This is a genomic window from Streptomyces angustmyceticus (assembly GCF_019933235.1).
GTDB lineage: Bacteria > Actinomycetota > Actinomycetes > Streptomycetales > Streptomycetaceae > Streptomyces > Streptomyces angustmyceticus.
This window is the reverse complement of record NZ_CP082945.1, coordinates 3,982,781-3,999,528: the sequence shown is the minus strand read 5'-3', so window position 1 is coordinate 3,999,528 and position 16,748 is coordinate 3,982,781. Positions and strand designations below refer to the sequence as shown.

Genomic DNA, 16,748 nt, shown 5'->3' with positions numbered 1-16,748 from the left:
TCCATGACGTGCTGCCTACCGAGAATCGGCTGAGGCGGCGCGAGGACTTCGCGAACGCGGTACGCCGGGGACGCAGGGCCGGTCGCCCGCTCCTTGTCGTTCATTTCCGCAGCGGCTCAACGGACCCGCACGGGTCGGGGGAAAGTGTTCCCTCGGCACGTGCGGGTTTCGTCGTGAGCAAGGCAGTGGGCAACGCGGTCGTGCGCAACAAGGTCAAGCGCAGGCTCCGGCATCTCGTGCGCGACCGGCTGGACCGGCTGCCCGCCGGTAGCCTGGTTGTCGTACGGGCCCTGCCCTGCGCGGGTGATGCGGATCACGACCAGCTGGCCCGCGACCTGGATGCCGCCCTGGAGCGGCTGCTGGGAGGGGTGCCGAGAGGCTGCAATCCCCCGGGGGCTGTGACTGGCGGCGGCATCGCCGCAGGCCCCCGGAACCCCGGACGGGACCCGGGAGGGAGCGCACAGTGAAGTACCCGCTGCTGCTTTTGATCAAGATCTACCAGTGGACCATCAGCCCTTTGCTGGGACCGGTCTGCAAGTACTACCCGTCGTGCTCGCACTATGGCTACACGGCCATCGACCGGCACGGCGCGGTGAAAGGGACTGCGCTGACAGCCTGGCGCATCCTGCGGTGCAATCCGTGGTCGCTCGGTGGCGTCGACCACGTCCCTCCCCGGAAGCGTCCGGTTTGGCATCAGCGGCTGAGGAGCCGCCTGGGCGGGCCCACCGTCCCTGAGCCTGTCGCCCAGCCCGAGACTCAGCCCAACGCCCAAGGAGCCTGATTCGTGGACACGATCCTCGGTCCCCTCTATATCGCTGTTTCCTGGATCATCGTCCAGTTCCACTCGTTCTACAGCCTCATCTTCGACAAGAACAGTGGCGCGGCGTGGGGTCTGTCCATCGTCTCGCTGGTGGTGCTGATCCGTATCTGCCTGATCCCGCTCTTCGTGAAGCAGATCAAGTCGACGCGGAACATGCAGGCGCTCCAGCCGAAGATGAAGGCGATCCAGGAGCGCTACAAGAGCGACAAGCAGCGCCAGTCCGAAGAGATGATGAAGCTCTACAAGGAGACGGGCACCAACCCGCTCTCGAGCTGTCTCCCGATTCTGGCCCAGTCGCCGTTCTTCATCTCGCTGTACCAGGTCCTGAGCCACATCGCGCAGAACAAGACCGTCGGCGTCATCGACCAGCCCCTGCTGGAGAGCGCGCAGAAGGCGCACATCTTCGGTGCGCCGCTGGCGGCGAAGTTCATGGACAGCGCGGAGAAGATCCAGAGCCTGGGCGCTTCCGTGGTCGACGTCCGCGTGGTCACGATCATCATGATCGTCCTGATGTCGGCGTCGCAGTTCTACACGCAGCGCCAGCTGATGACCAAGAACGTCGACCTCACGGTGAAGACGCCGTTCATGCAGCAGCAGAAGATGCTGATGTACGTCTTCCCCATCATGTTCGCCGTCTTCGGCATCAACTTCCCCGTCGGTGTTCTCGTCTACTGGCTGACCACCAACGTGTGGACCATGGGCCAGCAGATGTTCGTCATCCGTCGTAACCCGACCCCGGGCAGCAAGGCCTTCGAGGAGCGCCAGGAGCGGCTGCGGGCCGCCGGCAAGCTCGTCGAGGACCCGGCCGCCGTCGAGGCGAAGCAGGCCGCCGAGGAGGCGCGCCAGAACCGCCAGCAGCCCAAGCGTCAGTCGAAGTCCCAGCGGCAGACCGGCGGCGCGGCCCCGGCCGGCGGTGCGCAGAACCGCACGCGAGCCGGATCCGCTTCGGGCGCCGGACAGGGTGCTGCGAAGAAGCAGTCGCTGGAGAAGAAGGACGCGCAGGACGGCAAGGAGAAGGGCGGCGCCTCCGGGTCCCGCACCGCCAAGTCCGGCCAGCGCAAGGGCCAGCAGCGCCCCAAGCACCCGTCCAAGAAGTAAGAAGGAGTCCTTTCGTGACGGACACGACCCCTGCCACCAAGGGCACCGACACCCTGACGCGTCTGGAGCAGGAAGGCGAGATCGCGGCCGACTACCTCGAGGGTCTGCTGGACATCGCCGACCTCGACGGTGACATCGACATGGACGTCGAGGCCGACCGCGCCGCTGTGTCGATCATCAGCGACTCGACCAGCCGCGACCTGCAGAAGCTGGTGGGCCGCGACGGTGAGGTGCTGGAGGCCCTGCAGGAGCTGACTCGGCTGGCCGTTCACCGTGAAACCGGTGACCGCAGCCGTTTGATGCTGGACATCGCCGGCTTCCGGGCGCGCAAGCGCGAGGAGCTCGCGGAGATCGGTGCGAAGGCGGCCGAGGAGGTCAAGGGCACCGGCAAGCCGCTGAAGCTCGACCCCATGACCCCGTTCGAGCGCAAGGTCGTCCACGACGCGGTGGCGGCGGCCGGGCTCCAGAGCGAGTCCGAGGGTGAGGAGCCGCAGCGCCGAGTGGTTGTTCTCCCGGCCTGACCGCTCAGCGCTCCCGTTTTCCTTTGGCCCCGTCTGCTCGCAGGCGGGGCCAAAACTTGTCAGCGTTCTGTGTTACCCCGGGTGCGGAACCCGGGTTCCCGACAGGAAAAGCAGTCCAGAGGAAGGGCGGTTCCCGTGACGGAGGCAGCAGCGGAGCTCCCTCCTGCGCCGAAGGCGGCGGAGGAGGTTTTCGGCGAGCGCTTTCCGGAGGCCGTGCGGTACGGCGAACTTCTCGCCGATGCCGGCGTAAAGCGTGGGCTCATCGGCCCGCGCGAGGTGCCGCGGCTGTGGGAGCGGCATCTGTTGAACTGCGCGGTGCTCTCCGAGGTCGTGCCCGAGGGCGTCTCGGTCTGTGACGTGGGCTCGGGGGCCGGACTGCCCGGTATCCCGCTGGCCCTCGTGCGTCCGGACCTGAAGATCACGCTGCTGGAGCCACTGCTGCGGCGGACGAACTTCCTTCAGGAGGTCGTCGAGCTGCTGGGGCTTGATCATGTCACCGTCGTGCGCGGGCGCGCCGAAGAGGTCATGGGCAAGCTGCCCCAGGTGCATGTGGTGACGGCGCGGGCCGTCGCTCCGCTCGATCGGCTGGCCGGTTGGGGGGTGCCGCTTCTGCGTCCTTACGGCGAGATGCTGGCGCTCAAGGGAGATGCCGCGGAGGAGGAGCTCAAGGGCGCCCGGGCGGCGCTGAGCAAGCTCGGCGTGGTGGAGACCTCGGTGGTGCACGTGGGCGAGGGTGTGGTGGATCCGCCGTCGACCGTGGTGCGGGTCGAGGTGGGCGAGAGCCCCGGCGGTGTGCGTTTCGCGGCCAAGCGGGCGAAGGCGGCCCGGGTGGGCCGTGCGTCGCGGGGGCGCCGACGCTGAGGCTCTGGTGCCGGAGCACCACCACAGAGCGGCAGGGAGATGAAGGTTCGTCCGTTTCGTAATGGAACAGGGACGGACGAACCTCATCAATGCCGCCAAAGCAACACAAGACGGAGTGTCGCGGCTCATTCGGGCGCGACGCTGGCATCGTGTTTCACGTGAAACGTCGTTCTCTGCTGCAAGGGATCATCGATCGTGGTCGTGCGGCCGCTGCGCCGCGCGACCCTGGACCCACAAGGGTGAGCGAAGTATCCACAGAAGTGGATTCGTCCACAGGAGAACGGACCTCACTGGTTCACGACGCCGAAAGCATGGCAGGCTCTGAACATTGCGAGCCTGATGTCGAGGAGAGTGAATCCTTGCGGTCCGACGCCAACATCGCGGGACCGATGACCGATCCGGTCCCCGGTCCCCGTAGCGAGTCGTTCGGGGACGACGTTTCACGTGAAACGCCGCCCCCGATGGACGACACCCCGATCGGTCGTGCAGCTCAGCTGGCGGTGGAGGCACTCGGCCGCGCGGGTGAGGGGCTGCCCCGGCCTGAACAGACTCGGGTCATGGTGGTTGCCAACCAGAAGGGCGGGGTCGGCAAGACCACGACCACGGTGAACCTGGCAGCCTCCTTGGCCTTGCACGGTGCGCGGGTTCTGGTGATCGACCTCGATCCCCAGGGCAATGCGTCGACGGCACTGGGGATCGACCACCACTCCGAGGTGCCCTCCATCTACGACGTGCTGGTGGAGAGCAAGCCGCTCTCCGATGTGGTGCAGCCGGTCGTGGACGTGGAGGGCCTGTTCTGTGCGCCGGCCACGATTGATCTGGCGGGTGCCGAGATCGAGCTGGTCTCGCTGGTGGCCCGTGAGAGCCGGCTCGACCGCGCCATCAAGGCGTATGAACAGCCGCTGGACTACATCTTCATCGACTGTCCGCCCTCGCTCGGCCTGCTGACGGTCAACGCTCTGGTGGCCGGCGCCGAGGTCCTGATCCCGATCCAGTGCGAGTATTACGCGCTGGAGGGGCTGGGCCAGCTGCTCCGGAATGTCGATCTGGTACGAGGGCATCTCAATCCCGAACTCCATGTCTCGACGATTCTGCTCACCATGTACGACGGCCGGACCCGGCTGGCCTCTCAGGTCGCAGACGAGGTGCGCAGCCACTTCGGCCACGAAGTACTCCGTACGAGCATCCCCCGCTCGGTGCGTATCTCCGAGGCACCCAGCTATGGGCAGACGGTGCTCACCTATGACCCGGGATCCAGCGGTTCGCTTTCCTATCTCGAAGCGGCCCGCGAGATCGCGTTGCGTGGGGTCCCGCAGACCGGGGGCCAGGGCCTCAGCGTGAACTATGAAGCACAGCACAGCATCCCGGAGGGGACTCAGTGAGCGAACGACGTAGAGGCCTGGGCCGTGGGCTCGGTGCGCTGATCCCCGCCGCACCGCAGAGCACGGACCATGCCGGTTCCGCGGGGCAGGGGGCGGCGGCGCCGTCGTCCGCGCCGGTATTGGCCCCGGAGCGAGGAGTAGCGGCCGCCAAGGTCACGTCGCTGCCGACGCCCGGTGTTTCACGTGAAACGGAAGCGCCGGCCGCGACGGAGGCATCCTCGGCGGGTGTCTCGGAAGTGGCAGGCGCGCACTTCGCAGAGGTGCCACTGGACGCGATCAGGCCGAACCCGCGCCAGCCGCGAGAAGTCTTCGACGAGGACGCCCTTGCCGAGCTGGTCACCTCCATCAAGGAGGTGGGCCTGCTTCAGCCGGTGGTGGTCCGTCAGACGGGACCGGGGCGGTATGAGCTCATCATGGGTGAGCGCCGCTGGCGGGCCTGCCGGGAAGCCGGCCTGGAGAAGATTCCCGCGATCGTGCGGGCCACGGACGATGAGAAGCTGCTGCTCGATGCGCTTCTGGAGAACCTCCACCGGGCACAGCTCAACCCGCTGGAAGAGGCAGCCGCCTACGACCAGCTGCTCAAGGACTTCAAGTGCACGCACGACGAGCTGGCCGACCGGATCGGGCGTTCGCGCCCGCAGGTCTCCAACACGCTGCGGCTGCTGAAGCTCTCGCCATCCGTCCAGAAGCGGCTCGCCGCGGGTGTGCTCTCCGCAGGTCATGCGCGTGCCCTGCTGTCCGTGGAGGACTCGGAAGAGCAGGACCACCTCGCTCGCCGCATTGTGGCGGAGGGGCTGTCGGTTCGTTCCGTCGAGGAGATCGTGACGCTGATGGGGTCCACCCCCACGAGCACGAGCAAGACCAAGGGCCCCCGTGCGGGCGCCCGGGTGTCCCCCGCGCTCACGGGTCTGGCCTCCCGGCTGTCCGACCGCTTCGAGACCCGGGTGAAGGTCGACCTGGGCCAGAAGAAGGGAAAGATCGTCGTTGAGTTCGCCTCGATGGACGATCTGGAGCGCATCCTCGGCACGCTGGCCCCTGGCGAGGGGCGCGTGCTGGGCGATTCGCTGACCGAGGAGAACGACGAGGAAGAGTGAGCTGACACGCTCGGCTCCTGGGCGGGCCGTGTTCCGGAACTCCTACCGGAACACGGCCCGCCCTTTGCTCTCTTGCGGTACCCGTGCCCGTAAAGGGTGGATACGATGCGATCGGGTATGGCACGCATCCATCTGGAGAGACCTCACACCGAGGAGAGGGCCATGCAATCGGTGAGCCGCACCGGACTGTTGGCAGCGGGGTTCGGCCTCGCAGCCCTTGGAGGGTTCGTCGGCGGTCTGCTCAGAGAGCAGGCGGCGCTGACAGGGCTTCGTGGTGCGGCAGGCGAGAGAAGTGAGGACCTGGTTCCATGGGCCGTCGGCTCGTACCGCTCACGTTGGACAACCTTCCGGACCTCCCCAAGCGCTGCCGCTCCTGTGTCTTCTGGGAGCTCGACCCCGTCAGCGGTGAGGCCGCGGTAAAGGCGGGGCGTCCGGAGCTCGAAAAGGAAGCCTGGATCTCGGCAGTACTGCTCGAGTGGGGGTCCTGCGGACGGGTGGTCTATGTCGACGAGGTGCCCGTCGGGTTCGTGATGTACGCCCCGCCGGCCTATGTGCCGCGCTCCACGGCCTTCCCCACCAGCCCGGTCTCGCCGGACGCGGTGCAGCTGCTGACAGCGTGGCTGATCCCCGGGTACCAAGGCCAGGGGCTGGGACGGGTGATGGTTCAGACGGTCGCCAAGGACCTCATCCAGCGCGGCTTCAAGGCGATCGAGGCCTTCGGCGACGCCCGCTGGAGCGAGCCGGCGTGTGTGCTGCCCGCCGATCACCTCCTCGCGGTCGGCTTCAAGACCGTACGTCCCCATCCCCGATTTCCCCGGCTGCGCCTCGAGCTGCGGACCACGATCTCGTGGAAGGAAGACGTCGAGCTGGCGCTCGACCGTTTGCTGGGAGCGGTACAGAAGGAACCTGCGCTCCGGCCGCTGTAGGGGGCTCGTTTCCCGTGAAACAGAGAACGGGCCCACCCCTCAAGGGGCGGGCCCGTTTCCCGTGAAACGTAGCGGTGCGACTCAGGCGAGGTAGTCCGCCAGGTCGCGCTCGATCGCGGCCTTCGGCTTGGCACCGACGATGGTCTTCACGACCTCGCCGCCCTGGTAGACGTTCATGGTCGGGATCGACATGACGCCGTACTTGGCGGTGGTGGCCGGGTTCTCGTCGGTGTTCAGCTTGGCGATGACGATCTCGTCGTGCTCAGCGGCAATCGCCTCCAGGGACGGGGCGACCTGGCGGCACGGGCCGCACCAGGTGGCCCAGAAGTCCACGAGGACGGGCTTGTCGCTCTTGAGGACGACCTCTTCGAAGTTGTCGTCCGTGACGGTCACCGTGGCGCCGGCCATGGCAATCTCCTTACTCGGTGGGTGGTGGGAAAGCTGGGTGAGCGGATCAGACCGAAGCGGTCTTGTCCGGCTCGGACGCCTCGCTGTCCGACAGCGCAGCGAGGAACCGCTCGGCGTCGAGAGCGGCGGAGCAGCCCGTGCCGGCCGCGGTGATCGCCTGGCGGTAGGTGTGGTCGACAACGTCGCCGGCGGCGAAGACGCCCGTGAGGTTGGTCCGCGTGCTGGGCGCATCGACCTTGAGGTAGCCCTCGTCGTCGAGCTTCAGCTGTCCCTTGAACAGCTCGGTCCGCGGGTCGTGGCCGATCGCGATGAAGAGACCGGTGACGGGGAGCTCGGACGTCTCGCCCGTGGTGCGGTTGCGCAGCGTCAGACCGGAGAGCTTGCTCTCACCGTGGATCTCGGCGACCTCGCTGTCCCACACAAACTTGATCTTCGGGTCGGCGAAGGCACGCTCCTGCATCGCCTTGCTGGCCCGCAGGGTGTCGCGGCGGTGGACCACCGTGACCGACTTGGCGAAGCGGGAGAGGAAGGTGGCCTCCTCCATCGCGGTGTCGCCTCCGCCGATGACGGCGATGTCCTGGTCCTTGAAGAAGAACCCGTCACAGGTGGCGCACCAGGAGACGCCACGGCCGGATAGCTCGTCCTCGCGGGGGAGGCCGAGCTTGCGGTGCTGGGAGCCGGTGCTGACGATCACGGTCTTCGCCCGGTGCACATTGCCGGCGGTGTCCGTGACGGTCTTGATCTCCTCGGAGAGGTCCACCGAGACGATGTCGTCCGGCACCAGCTCGGCGCCGAAGCGCTCCGCCTGGGCGCGCATGTTGTCCATGAGGTCCGGCCCCATGATGCCGTCGCGGAAACCGGGGAAGTTCTCCACGTCAGTGGTGTTCATCAGCGCGCCTCCGGCGGTGACGGCACCTTCGAAGACCAGCGGCTTCAGGGACGCGCGGGCGGTGTAGAGCGCTGCGGTGTAGCCCGCGGGCCCGGAGCCGATGATGATCACGTTGCGGACGTCGCTCACGGGTGTCTTCCTTGTCTCTGCCGACTGCTTGCTGGGGCTCTTCGGAACTCTCACCCCACCCAACGGATCCTACGGGGCGAGCATTCCCGGAGTGTCACAGCGCACTGCCCGTCGTTCAGTCTCGCTGGTACGAGTGAGACCGCAGGATCTTTCCGGGAGCCGGCGGTGTGGCGGAGACACAAGAGGCGGAGACGACGTACGCGGAGACGCGCTTCGGGTCGGCCGGATCCGACAGGACCACGAGGTAGGCGTCCTTGCCCTCGTAACGCGTGTGGCTGGACGCCAGAGGAGCCTCCGGGCGCCCGATGCCCTGCCGTACGCAGGAGGGGACGGTGTCGGCACTTCCGCTGAGCGGGGTGTCGGGAGTGCTTCGGGTGCCGAGATCCGGGGACTTGTGGGCGTGCTGGGACGCCAGCAGCTCCTGGACGTGCGAGCCGAGACTGGCTGCCGTCAGGGCGTCCCCGCCCCCGGTGCTCCGCTCGGTGGCAGTGCCCCGGCCAGGCTTGCCCGCCTGGGGGCTGTCCACAGCGGCGTTCTGGATGAGCAAGCCGCCGACGCTGAGGACGGCCGCGGCTGCTGCGGTACCCAGCAGAACCCGGGGCCAGCGCCGTGTGCGGGCGGAGCGGCCTCCCGGCGTCCGGCGGCCCGGCCCGGTGGACCCGCGGGGCCGTCCGGAGGGCCGGGTCGACGATGCTCCCCGGCTGGACGCCTCGTTCTCGGTTTCACGTGAAACCGAGACAGGGGTGGCGGCTGTTTCACGTGAAACATGACCCCCGGCGGACGGAGTGGTGGCATCCAGCAGCGCCTCAGCCGCGAGGGCGGCATCGATGCGGCCGGAGACGTCGGCCGGCATGCGCAGGGGACCGGGCAGAGTGCCGAGCAGCGCCCGGATCTCTTCCAGAGAGGCATAGACGTCGGCACAGAGGGCGCAGCCTGCGAGATGGGCGCGCAGTTCCGTAGTGCGGGATGGGGAGACCAGCCCGTCGGTGAGTTCAGAGATCTCGGAGACCTCCGGGTGCTCACCTGTGGGGTGCTCACCCGTGTCGGTTGTCGACGTCACGCTCGCCCACCTCCGCCCTTCACGGCACCTGTGTCCTTCGGCTCTGCCGTCGGTGGGACGGATGTCCCCTGCGCCCGGTTCCTTCCCCTGCCCGGGGCTTCACTATCCCCGGCATCGGCGCGCAGATGGGTGACCAACGGAAGGAGCCTGGCACGGCCTCGTGCGCAGCGGCTTTTCACCGTTCCGGTGGGGATCTCGAGGATCGCCGCCGCTTCCGCGACGGGGTAGCCCTGCATATCGACGAGGACGAGCGCGGCACGCTGTTCCTCGGGAAGCGTGCGGAGCGCCCCGATCAGCTCCCGGTGGAGGTCCTGACGCTCGGCGGGTGCCGAGGCTGACTCCTCGGGTTCGAGGAGCTGCTCCAGCCGCTCGGTCTCGGCGAGGGGTGAGGTGCGCCGTGAGGCGGCCTTACGGGCCCGGTCAAGACAGGCATTGACCGTGATGCGGTGGAGCCACGTCGTCACCGCGGACTGGCCGCGGAAGGTATGAGCGGCGCGGTAGGCGGAGACCAGGGCGTCCTGGACGGCGTCGGCAGCTTCTTCGCGATCACCGAGGGTGCGCATTGCCACGGCCCAGAGCCGGTCACGGTGGCGTCGGACGATTTCCCCGAACGCGTCGGGGTCGCCGGCGACGTGGCGAGTGAGGAGATCTTGATCGCTGCAGTCGTCCAACGAGCTCACGGAGACCCCCTCCCATTCGGACTGACTTGATCTCACCAAGATCGTTCCTCGGTCGCAAGGCCCGCTGCTCAGCTTATGACACCGCCCCCATTCACGGCTCTGAGCAAGGGCCCGAGGCATCAACTACCCCAGAAAGCCGTGGAGAAGAGAGTTTTTGAGCGCAGCGAACACTTTGTCCCGGGGTGTCTTCCACCTGAGCCGGCTGAGCTTGGTGGACGCGCCCTGCTGCTCCCGAAATGAGACCGGCGCCGAGCCACAGAGACTCGGCGCCGGACAGGGCCGCGGGCGGCCCGTGGTCGTGGGATCAGCGGCAGGTCAGCCGGTCACCTTCACTTCGGAGATGCCGCCGCGGTACCCGTCCGAGCCCCCGTCACTCGGCAGCTCCGTGATGTGGATCAGGACGTACCGCGTCTTCACGGGCTTGTCGGGCTTTACCGACAGCTTGTCCCCGGCCTTCGAGAGCTTGGAGAGCCGCTGGGGGAAGTCGCTGAGGTTCGTCGGGCCGGAAGCGGAAGGATCCGCGGCCAGCACTTCCGCGGTCTGTCCCGGGCGGTACATGCTGACGTCGACGCCGGAGACCTCCTTGGTGCTCCCGAGGTCTATGACGACGCCGCTGCCCTCCTTGCGGTTCGGCAGGTTTCCGAAGTTCGGCCAGCCCAGGAAACGCAGGGTCACCCATGCCGTCGACGGGTCGCCGTCCGACACGCTGGAGGCGTTCTTGCCGTGGAAGGGCTCCGCGAGCGGCGAGAATTCGGTGACTCCGGCGATCGACAGAGGCTTGGCGGGCTTCTTCTTCGTGCCGCCGTGCGTCTGCGAGTTCCGCGGGTCCTCTTGGTCCTTCTCACGCTTCAGCAGGGTGTCCGCCAGCTGCCAGCTGCCCAGTCCCAGCGCCGCGATGAGCAGCGCGGAGACGGACCACTTCAGCGCCCGCCCGGTGCGGCTCTGCAGCGGCGGCGGCGGAGTGGCGACGGGCTGAGTCACCCGGGTCGACTGGGTGGCGCGGGCCGGCGACTGTCCGTAGCTGCCCTGCTGGTATCCCGTCCGCTGGTAGGGCGGCGGCTGGGTGAAGGCGGTCTCCGGGGGCCGGATGCGCGGCATGGCCGCCACGGCCTTGGCCAGCTCCTCCGGGGTGGTGCACGGCTGCTCCTGGCGGGAGGCCGTGGCACCGTCGTTGATCAGAGCGCGCATGGCGAGTTCGGAGAGCCCGCGGTGCACACCGGCGCGCACCTGATCGGGCGCGATCAGCCCGACACCCTTGGGCAGGCCGGTGAGGCCATGAGCATCGTTCTCGTACGGCCAGCGTTGGGTCAGCGCGGCGTAGAGCAGCGCCCCGATCGCCTCGGTGTCCGTGCGCTGCGGGTGCTCGCAGGTGATGCCGCGCAGCGCCGCCATGACCGCCAGACCACGGATGCGGTACTGCCCGGACTCCGTGCGCAGGACCGAGCCGGGCGTGATCCGCAGGTGGGACAGGCCCTCGCGGTGCGCGGCTGCCATGGCCTGGGAAACCTGGCTGACGAGCTGGTAGGCATCGTGCGGCTCCAGCGGGCCGTTGGCGAGCACCGTGGTGAGCTCGGTGGCGTCCGGCAGCCACTCGTGGACCACGTAGACGAGGTCGTTCTCCTCGACCGCGTCCAGAACCTGCACGAACCGGGGGTCGCCCAGCAGCGCCGAGGAACGGGCGGCGGAGAGCACCGGCCTGGCCCGCGGGTGGTCGGCCGGGAGGATATGCACGCCGACGGCGCGGCGCAGCTTTTCGTCGACCGCGCGCCAGCTGCTGAATCCGTCCAGACGGGTGACGCACTCCTCGAGGCGGTAGCGTCTGGCAAGCTTGTGGCCGCTGTGCAGTTCCGGTGGCTGGGCTTCGATCGCCGCGGCACGCTCCTCGTCGGTGCCCTCGGCGTCTTTTTCCCTGCCGGATACCTTCTCGGCCTTAGCACCGTCGTCCGTGGCCTTACCCGCCTTGGCGGTCAGCGGTTCCTCACCGCTCGTGTCTGCCACGTCGACGGCAGCCGTGCTCCGTTCCGCCACCGTCGTTCCTGCCTCCCCATCCGTTGCAGGCTCAATGAGCCAAGACAATTGTGCCCACAGTCCGCCACTATGCACGACACACGGTGGCAGTCGATGGTTGTGCTCAATCAACGCCCAAGCTTCGACCGGACCATGCCGACCAGGGCGTTCAGTTCCTCGATGCGCATTTTGCGTGCGGCCACGTAAAACACGGCCAGAAGTGCGGCGGCACCGGCGATCAGAGCGGCCAGCGATCCGAGGACGCCGGTGCCGAGTGCCTGCATGATGCCGTACACCACGGCTCCGGAGATGATCGTCGCCGGGATGCTGGCACCCGCCAGCCGCGCGTAGGTCCGCACGACGTGGGCTGTGTCCAGGTCGCCGTCCATCCGCTTGCTCAGACGACGCCAGGCCACACCCACGCCGATGATGTACGCCAGGCCGTAGGACGCCGCCATGCCCACCACGGCCCAGCGGGCGGGCAGGACCAGGAAGCACAGACCGGAGGCCGCGGCGTTGACGGCCGCGACGATCACCGTGTTGTAGAAGGGCGTGCGGGTGTCCTCGTAGGCGTAGAAGGCGCGCAGCACGACGTACTGCACCGAGAAGGGGATCAGCCCCACACCGAAGGCCATCAGCATGTAGCCCATCGGGACGCCGGCGCCGGACGAGCCGTAGACCAGCGTGCACAGCGGGATGCCGAGGGAGAGGAAGCCGAACGAGATCGGGACGATCGCGACGGCGGACGTGCGCAGGCCCTGCGACATGTCGTCGCGGACGGCACCGGTGTCACCGTCGTGCGCGGAGCGCGCCAGCCGCGGCAGCAGCGCGGCCATGACGGAGACGGTGATGATCGCCTGTGGCATGTTCCAGATCAGCTGGGCGCTGGCGTACGAGATGAAGCCGGTGCCCGGGTGACCCTGATCGTTGGCGGTGTTGCCGGCCCAGGTGGAGAGCTGGGTGACCACGAGCACGCCCGCCTGGTTGGCAAGCACGAACAGCACGGTCCACTTGGCGAGCTTGGCGGCCTTGCCCAGGCCGTGGCCGCGCCAGTCGAAGCGGAGCCGGAGCTTGAATTCGGCGTCGCGCAGGTAGGGAATCATCGCCAGGGCCTGGACGACGAGCCCGAGGAGGGTGCCGATCCCCAGGAGCCGGATGCCCTCGTCGGGGATGGTGGTGACGCCGATGTGTGAGGTCTTCGCCGTGCCGTAGACCCAGATGAACAGGCCGAAGGTGGCGATCATGACGATGTTGTTCAGGACGGGGGTCCACATCATCGCGCCGAAGCGGCCGCGGGCGTTGAGGATCTGTCCCATCACGACATGCAGACCCATGAAGAAGATCGTGGGTACGCAGTAGCGGGTGAACGCGACGGCGACCTCGTTGGCCGCCGGGTCACGTGAGATGTCGAACGAGACCAGTTTCACCAGCAGCGGCGCCGCCACGACCGCCAGGACCGTGAGCACGCCGAGCACCACGATCACCAGCGTCAGCAGCCGGTTGGCGTAGGCCTCACCGCCGTCCTCGTCCTCCTTCATCGCCCGCACCAGCTGCGGGACGAAGACGGAGTTGAGGCCACCGCCGATGGTCAGGATGAAGATCATCGTCGGCAGCTGGTAGGCGACCTGCCAGGAGTCACCGAGGACCGCGCCACCGAGGGCCGCGACGATCAGCGCCGAGCGGATGAAGCCCGTGAGACGCGACACCATCGTGCCGGCGGCCATCACCGCGCTGGACTTCAGCAGGCCGGAGGCGCGGCCCCCGGAGGGCTTGCCGGCCGCTGCCACAGGTGTCGGCTCCGGCTCCGGTGCGGGCTGCTGCGGCACGGCCTCCGGTCCGGGCACCGCACCGGCCACCGCGGGGCCGGCCGATGCCGGAACGGCCTGCTGGGGCTCGTACGACTGCTGGTCGCGGAAGAGGTGCGCGAAGGCGTCCGCCTCCGGACGTTCGTCGGCCGCCTGGGTGATCAGGTCGTCCACGCCCACGAACTGCGTCGTCGCGGCGGCGTCGCCGTACGGGAGATTGCGGGACGGACCCTGCGGCTCGGGCGGCGGGGGCGTGGCCCACAGCTGCGGGTCCGGTGTGTGGGGGCCCGCGGCGGGCTGCTGATAGAGCGGGTGCGCGGGCTGCCCCGGAGGCGGCGGGGGGTGCGCGGCGCGGTCGTAGAGGGCCTCGGCCACCGGGTCCTGAGCCGTCGGGTCCTGGGCGCGGTGCGGGTCGTTGCGGTAGGCGTCCTGGACATAGGGGTCCTGGGCGTACGGGTCCTGGTCCGCTGGCGGCGGGGGCGTCGGAGGGACCGGTCCCGCGGGGTCGCCGTTGGCGCCCCGGCCCCGGTCACCGTCGTACGGCGCATTCATCGCTGCCCCACCTCATCCGTCGCCGGCCATCCGGCCCCGCCATCTATCAACGGTCCACCTTCTCACCTGAGCCGGACGGGTCGGAGCTTTCCGATCCGGTGTCCGGCGTGGGGTCACTCGGCTGCTCCGGCTCGTCGCCATCGGTGCCGCCGTTGTCGCCGTCCGTGCCGGCGCCGTCATCGGGCTCGTCGCCATCGGACCCGTCCTCGGGCCGCCGGGCGGCCGCCCGCTTGCGCTGGAGGTAGATCCGCACACCGGCGAGGACGAGCAGCAGCACACCGCCCGCGATGACGAGCATCACCGTTGCGGTGATCTCCGTGACGTTCACCTGGAACATCATCGGCTCACCGTAGGGCTTCCCGTCCGCCGTGTAGAGCTGGGCGGTCACCCATGCCCGGCCGTTGGCGTTCGCCGTGGTGTCGAACTTGAACGACTGGCTGTGCCCGCCGTCCACGGTGATCTGCTGCGACTTCCCCGCGTCCAGGCGGTTGGGCTGGGACGAGGACAGTTTCAGCGTCATGTCCTTGACGCCCTGGACCAGGTTGTTCTGCACCGTCACCGGAATCGTGGCGCTGCGCCCGGAGAGCGTCGCCCCCGACTTCTGGATCAGGTGGACCTTCTTGGTCAGGCCGTCGAGGTAGTTGCGCACGGAGTGCCGGTACGTTCGGGCGCCGGTGGCATCGCCCCGCCACTCCGTCGACATCTCCCGCATCATGGCGTTGCCGAACGGGGTCACCACGCGTTCCGGCTGGGCCAGAATCACCTGGAAGTCGTCCAGGGCGGACTGGGTGCCCTGGATCTGCCTGAAGGCGCTGACGGGGAGTTCCTGCCTGCGCAGCGAGGACGGGTAGGCGGCGCCGCTCGGCACGCGTCGGCTGGCCGAGGGGTCGGGCTTGGCCTTGGCCGCGCTCCCGAGGCTCAGCGACTGGGCCCAGCTGCCGGACTCGTCCAGGTTCCGCAGGGCGGTGGCCATGGCGTGGGCCTGGCTGACCGACGGCATGCGCTGCGGCGCGACCACGATGCTGCGCTGCCGGCCCGGGTCCTCAAGGTTGATCATCTGAGTCTGGGCGAGGAACTCCTGGACCGCGTGGGCGGAGTTTCCCGTCTTCGACATATCGCCCTCGAAGGCCCGTGAGAGCTGCGCGTCCGCGACGACGGCGGTGTTGCCGCCGCCGATGGGGCGGGCCGCCGTCGGGGTGTAGGAGAGCCGGTCGGCGTCGCGCAGGCTGTCGCTGCGGGTGATCACGTTGTGTGCGCCGGCGGACGTCGCGACATCCACGATGGACGAGTCGATCACTCCGTCGACGGGCCAGGCGAAGTCGGTGCGGGGCTTGACGCCGAGGATCGTGTCCACGGTCTTGTCGGCGAGGTCGGTGGCCGGGCCGAGGTGGCTGAGTGCGCTGGGCACGTGCCTGCCGTGGTGGGCGAGCGAGGCCAGGTCGGGATCGGCGAAGGGCAGCGCGACGACCTCGTGCGTCTTGACCGCTTCCTCGAGGTCGTGCAGCCACTGCTTGGCGACCGCCTGGTTCTTGCCCATGGGGCCGTCCGGGCCGTTCACCCGGTACGACTTGGTCATCGCGTCGACGGTCGCGAGCAGGTCGGGGTCGATGACGAAGGTCACCGGCAGGTTCTTGGCGAGCGCGACCATCTGCTGCAGCCGGCCTCCGGGGGCGAGCTCGGCAGCGAGGTCGTCGTTGCGGAAGACCGGCGTCTGCTGGGCGTCGGCGTCCGTCTCGGCGGTGAGGTGGGTGGGGGAGATCAGCGGCCACATGTACGTGAGCTGCGTCTTCTTGCCGCCACTGGCCGTCTGCCAGGGCAGGAAAGTCCGGTCGAAGCCGAGCACCTCTCCGTAGGGCGCCGCCTGCGAGCGCCCTGACAGAGAGATACCGATCTGGTACACGCCGTTGTCATTGAGGCCGAGATCCTTGACCGGCACGCTGATGCTGAAGGACCGGCTTGCGCCGGGCTCCAGCTTGCCGATCTTCTCGGTGTGCCCCTTGATCTCCTTGCCGTCCGTGCCCGGCAGGTAGCCGGTACGGCGCGACGCGGTCTCGATGGAGCTACGCCCGCCGAGCGGGGTTCCCCGGTGCATGCCGACATGCGCGTCCGTGATCGTGCTGCGGCCGTCATTGGTCAGCGTGCCGGAGACGGAGACCGTGTCGCCCTTGGCGGGAGTGGACGGGGACATCGAGTCGATGGTGACGTCGACGGTGCGGGAGCCGGTCGGGGCCGCCTGGGCGGAAGAGGCATGCGGAACCTGGAGCAATCCCATGAGAAGGAGCACTCCAGTGAGCAGTGTCACGGTCCGTCGCAGCCATCGACCACGCGGCCGTTCAGTCCGCTGGAACCCTGCCGCCTCGGCCACGCGCTCGCCCGTCCCTCGTCGTCGTCAGTGGTCGTTCGGAATGTGCGTCCACGAATGGTAACGAGGCGCGAAGCGACGGCGTGCCAGGGACTGCTCCACATGATCTCGGCGCAGAGGGACATGAGCCCAGGCCGTCCCCGGTTTCGGGCCC

The 16,748-nt window shown here is 68.5% G+C and carries 14 protein-coding genes and 1 pseudogene; 8 read left to right on the top strand and 7 right to left on the bottom strand.

Features of this window, described 5'->3' with window-relative positions:
* Positions 1 to 8 precede the first annotated feature (8 nt).
* The 8 genes and pseudogenes from rnpA to K7396_RS17915 all read left to right on the top strand — a co-directional run.
* Positions 9 to 377 (top strand): annotated as a pseudogene (rnpA, locus tag K7396_RS17950) (ribonuclease P protein component); the annotation flags it as partial.
* An 86-nt stretch (positions 378 to 463) separates the two neighbouring features.
* Complete coding sequence (gene yidD, locus K7396_RS17945; protein WP_006604423.1) at positions 464 to 781, top strand: membrane protein insertion efficiency factor YidD; 318 nt, start codon at positions 464 to 466, stop codon at positions 779 to 781.
* Between the two features lie 3 nt (positions 782 to 784).
* Positions 785 to 1,918 carry a membrane protein insertase YidC gene (gene yidC / locus K7396_RS17940; protein WP_086715557.1) on the top strand — a complete coding sequence of 378 codons (1,134 nt, stop codon included), beginning with the start codon at positions 785 to 787 and terminating at the stop codon, positions 1,916 to 1,918.
* A gap of 14 nt (positions 1,919 to 1,932) precedes the next feature.
* Entirely contained in the window at positions 1,933 to 2,439 is a 507-nt protein-coding gene (locus tag K7396_RS17935; protein ID WP_086715555.1) for a Jag family protein, read from the top strand.
* 135 nt (positions 2,440 to 2,574) lie between these two features.
* On the top strand, positions 2,575 to 3,300 hold the full coding sequence (gene rsmG / locus K7396_RS17930) for a 16S rRNA (guanine(527)-N(7))-methyltransferase RsmG (protein ID WP_086715553.1): 726 nt from the start codon (positions 2,575 to 2,577) through the stop codon (positions 3,298 to 3,300).
* Positions 3,301 to 3,611: 311 nt separating this feature from the next.
* On the top strand, positions 3,612 to 4,682 hold the full coding sequence (locus K7396_RS17925) for an AAA family ATPase (protein WP_086715550.1): 1,071 nt from the start codon (positions 3,612 to 3,614) through the stop codon (positions 4,680 to 4,682).
* Entirely contained in the window at positions 4,679 to 5,776 is a 1,098-nt protein-coding gene (locus K7396_RS17920; RefSeq protein ID WP_086715548.1) for a ParB/RepB/Spo0J family partition protein, read from the top strand. The genes K7396_RS17925 and K7396_RS17920 overlap by 4 nt, the downstream gene beginning before the upstream one ends.
* Before the next feature lie 308 nt (positions 5,777 to 6,084).
* Complete coding sequence (locus K7396_RS17915; RefSeq protein WP_030075726.1) at positions 6,085 to 6,702, top strand: GNAT family N-acetyltransferase; 618 nt, start codon at positions 6,085 to 6,087, stop codon at positions 6,700 to 6,702.
* Positions 6,703 to 6,783: 81 nt separating this feature from the next.
* Here K7396_RS17915 and trxA read toward each other — a convergent pair whose 3' ends face one another.
* The 7 genes from trxA to K7396_RS17880 all read right to left on the bottom strand — a co-directional run bounded on the left by trxA (position 6,784) and on the right by K7396_RS17880 (position 16,504).
* On the bottom strand, positions 6,784 to 7,110 hold the full coding sequence (gene trxA, locus K7396_RS17910) for a thioredoxin (RefSeq protein WP_030615259.1): 327 nt from the start codon (positions 7,108 to 7,110) through the stop codon (positions 6,784 to 6,786).
* Between the two features lie 46 nt (positions 7,111 to 7,156).
* Positions 7,157 to 8,128 carry a thioredoxin-disulfide reductase gene (trxB, locus tag K7396_RS17905; RefSeq protein ID WP_086715545.1) on the bottom strand — a complete coding sequence of 324 codons (972 nt, stop codon included), beginning with the start codon at positions 8,126 to 8,128 and terminating at the stop codon, positions 7,157 to 7,159.
* A 115-nt stretch (positions 8,129 to 8,243) separates the two neighbouring features.
* On the bottom strand, positions 8,244 to 8,675 hold the full coding sequence (locus tag K7396_RS35825) for a hypothetical protein (RefSeq protein WP_308686908.1): 432 nt from the start codon (positions 8,673 to 8,675) through the stop codon (positions 8,244 to 8,246).
* 509 nt (positions 8,676 to 9,184) lie between these two features.
* On the bottom strand, positions 9,185 to 9,868 hold the full coding sequence (gene sigM / locus K7396_RS17895; protein ID WP_086715579.1) for an RNA polymerase sigma factor SigM: 684 nt from the start codon (positions 9,866 to 9,868) through the stop codon (positions 9,185 to 9,187).
* Positions 9,869 to 10,183: 315 nt separating this feature from the next.
* Positions 10,184 to 11,896, bottom strand: a complete 1,713-nt coding sequence (locus K7396_RS17890; RefSeq protein WP_152104765.1) for a protein kinase family protein — start codon at positions 11,894 to 11,896, stop codon at positions 10,184 to 10,186.
* Positions 11,897 to 12,003: 107 nt separating this feature from the next.
* On the bottom strand, positions 12,004 to 14,232 hold the full coding sequence (gene murJ / locus K7396_RS17885; protein WP_152104764.1) for a murein biosynthesis integral membrane protein MurJ: 2,229 nt from the start codon (positions 14,230 to 14,232) through the stop codon (positions 12,004 to 12,006).
* Positions 14,233 to 14,278: 46 nt separating this feature from the next.
* Positions 14,279 to 16,504 carry a DUF6049 family protein gene (locus K7396_RS17880; RefSeq protein WP_233476812.1) on the bottom strand — a complete coding sequence of 742 codons (2,226 nt, stop codon included), beginning with the start codon at positions 16,502 to 16,504 and terminating at the stop codon, positions 14,279 to 14,281.
* Between the last annotated feature and the right edge of the window lie 244 nt (positions 16,505 to 16,748).

Bases quoted from the DNA above. Each gene is read 5' to 3' on its own strand.
- K7396_RS17915 (WP_030075726.1), top strand. From the start codon at position 6,085: ATGGGCCGTCGGCTCGTACCGCTCACGTTGGACAACCTTCCGGACCTC.
- K7396_RS17880 (WP_233476812.1), bottom strand. From the start codon at position 16,504: ATGGGATTGCTCCAGGTTCCGCATGCCTCTTCCGCCCAGGCGGCCCCG.
- K7396_RS17925 (WP_086715550.1), top strand. From the start codon at position 3,612: ATGGCAGGCTCTGAACATTGCGAGCCTGATGTCGAGGAGAGTGAATCC.
- trxA (WP_030615259.1), bottom strand. From the start codon at position 7,110: ATGGCCGGCGCCACGGTGACCGTCACGGACGACAACTTCGAAGAGGTC.
- murJ (WP_152104764.1), bottom strand. From the start codon at position 14,232: ATGAATGCGCCGTACGACGGTGACCGGGGCCGGGGCGCCAACGGCGAC.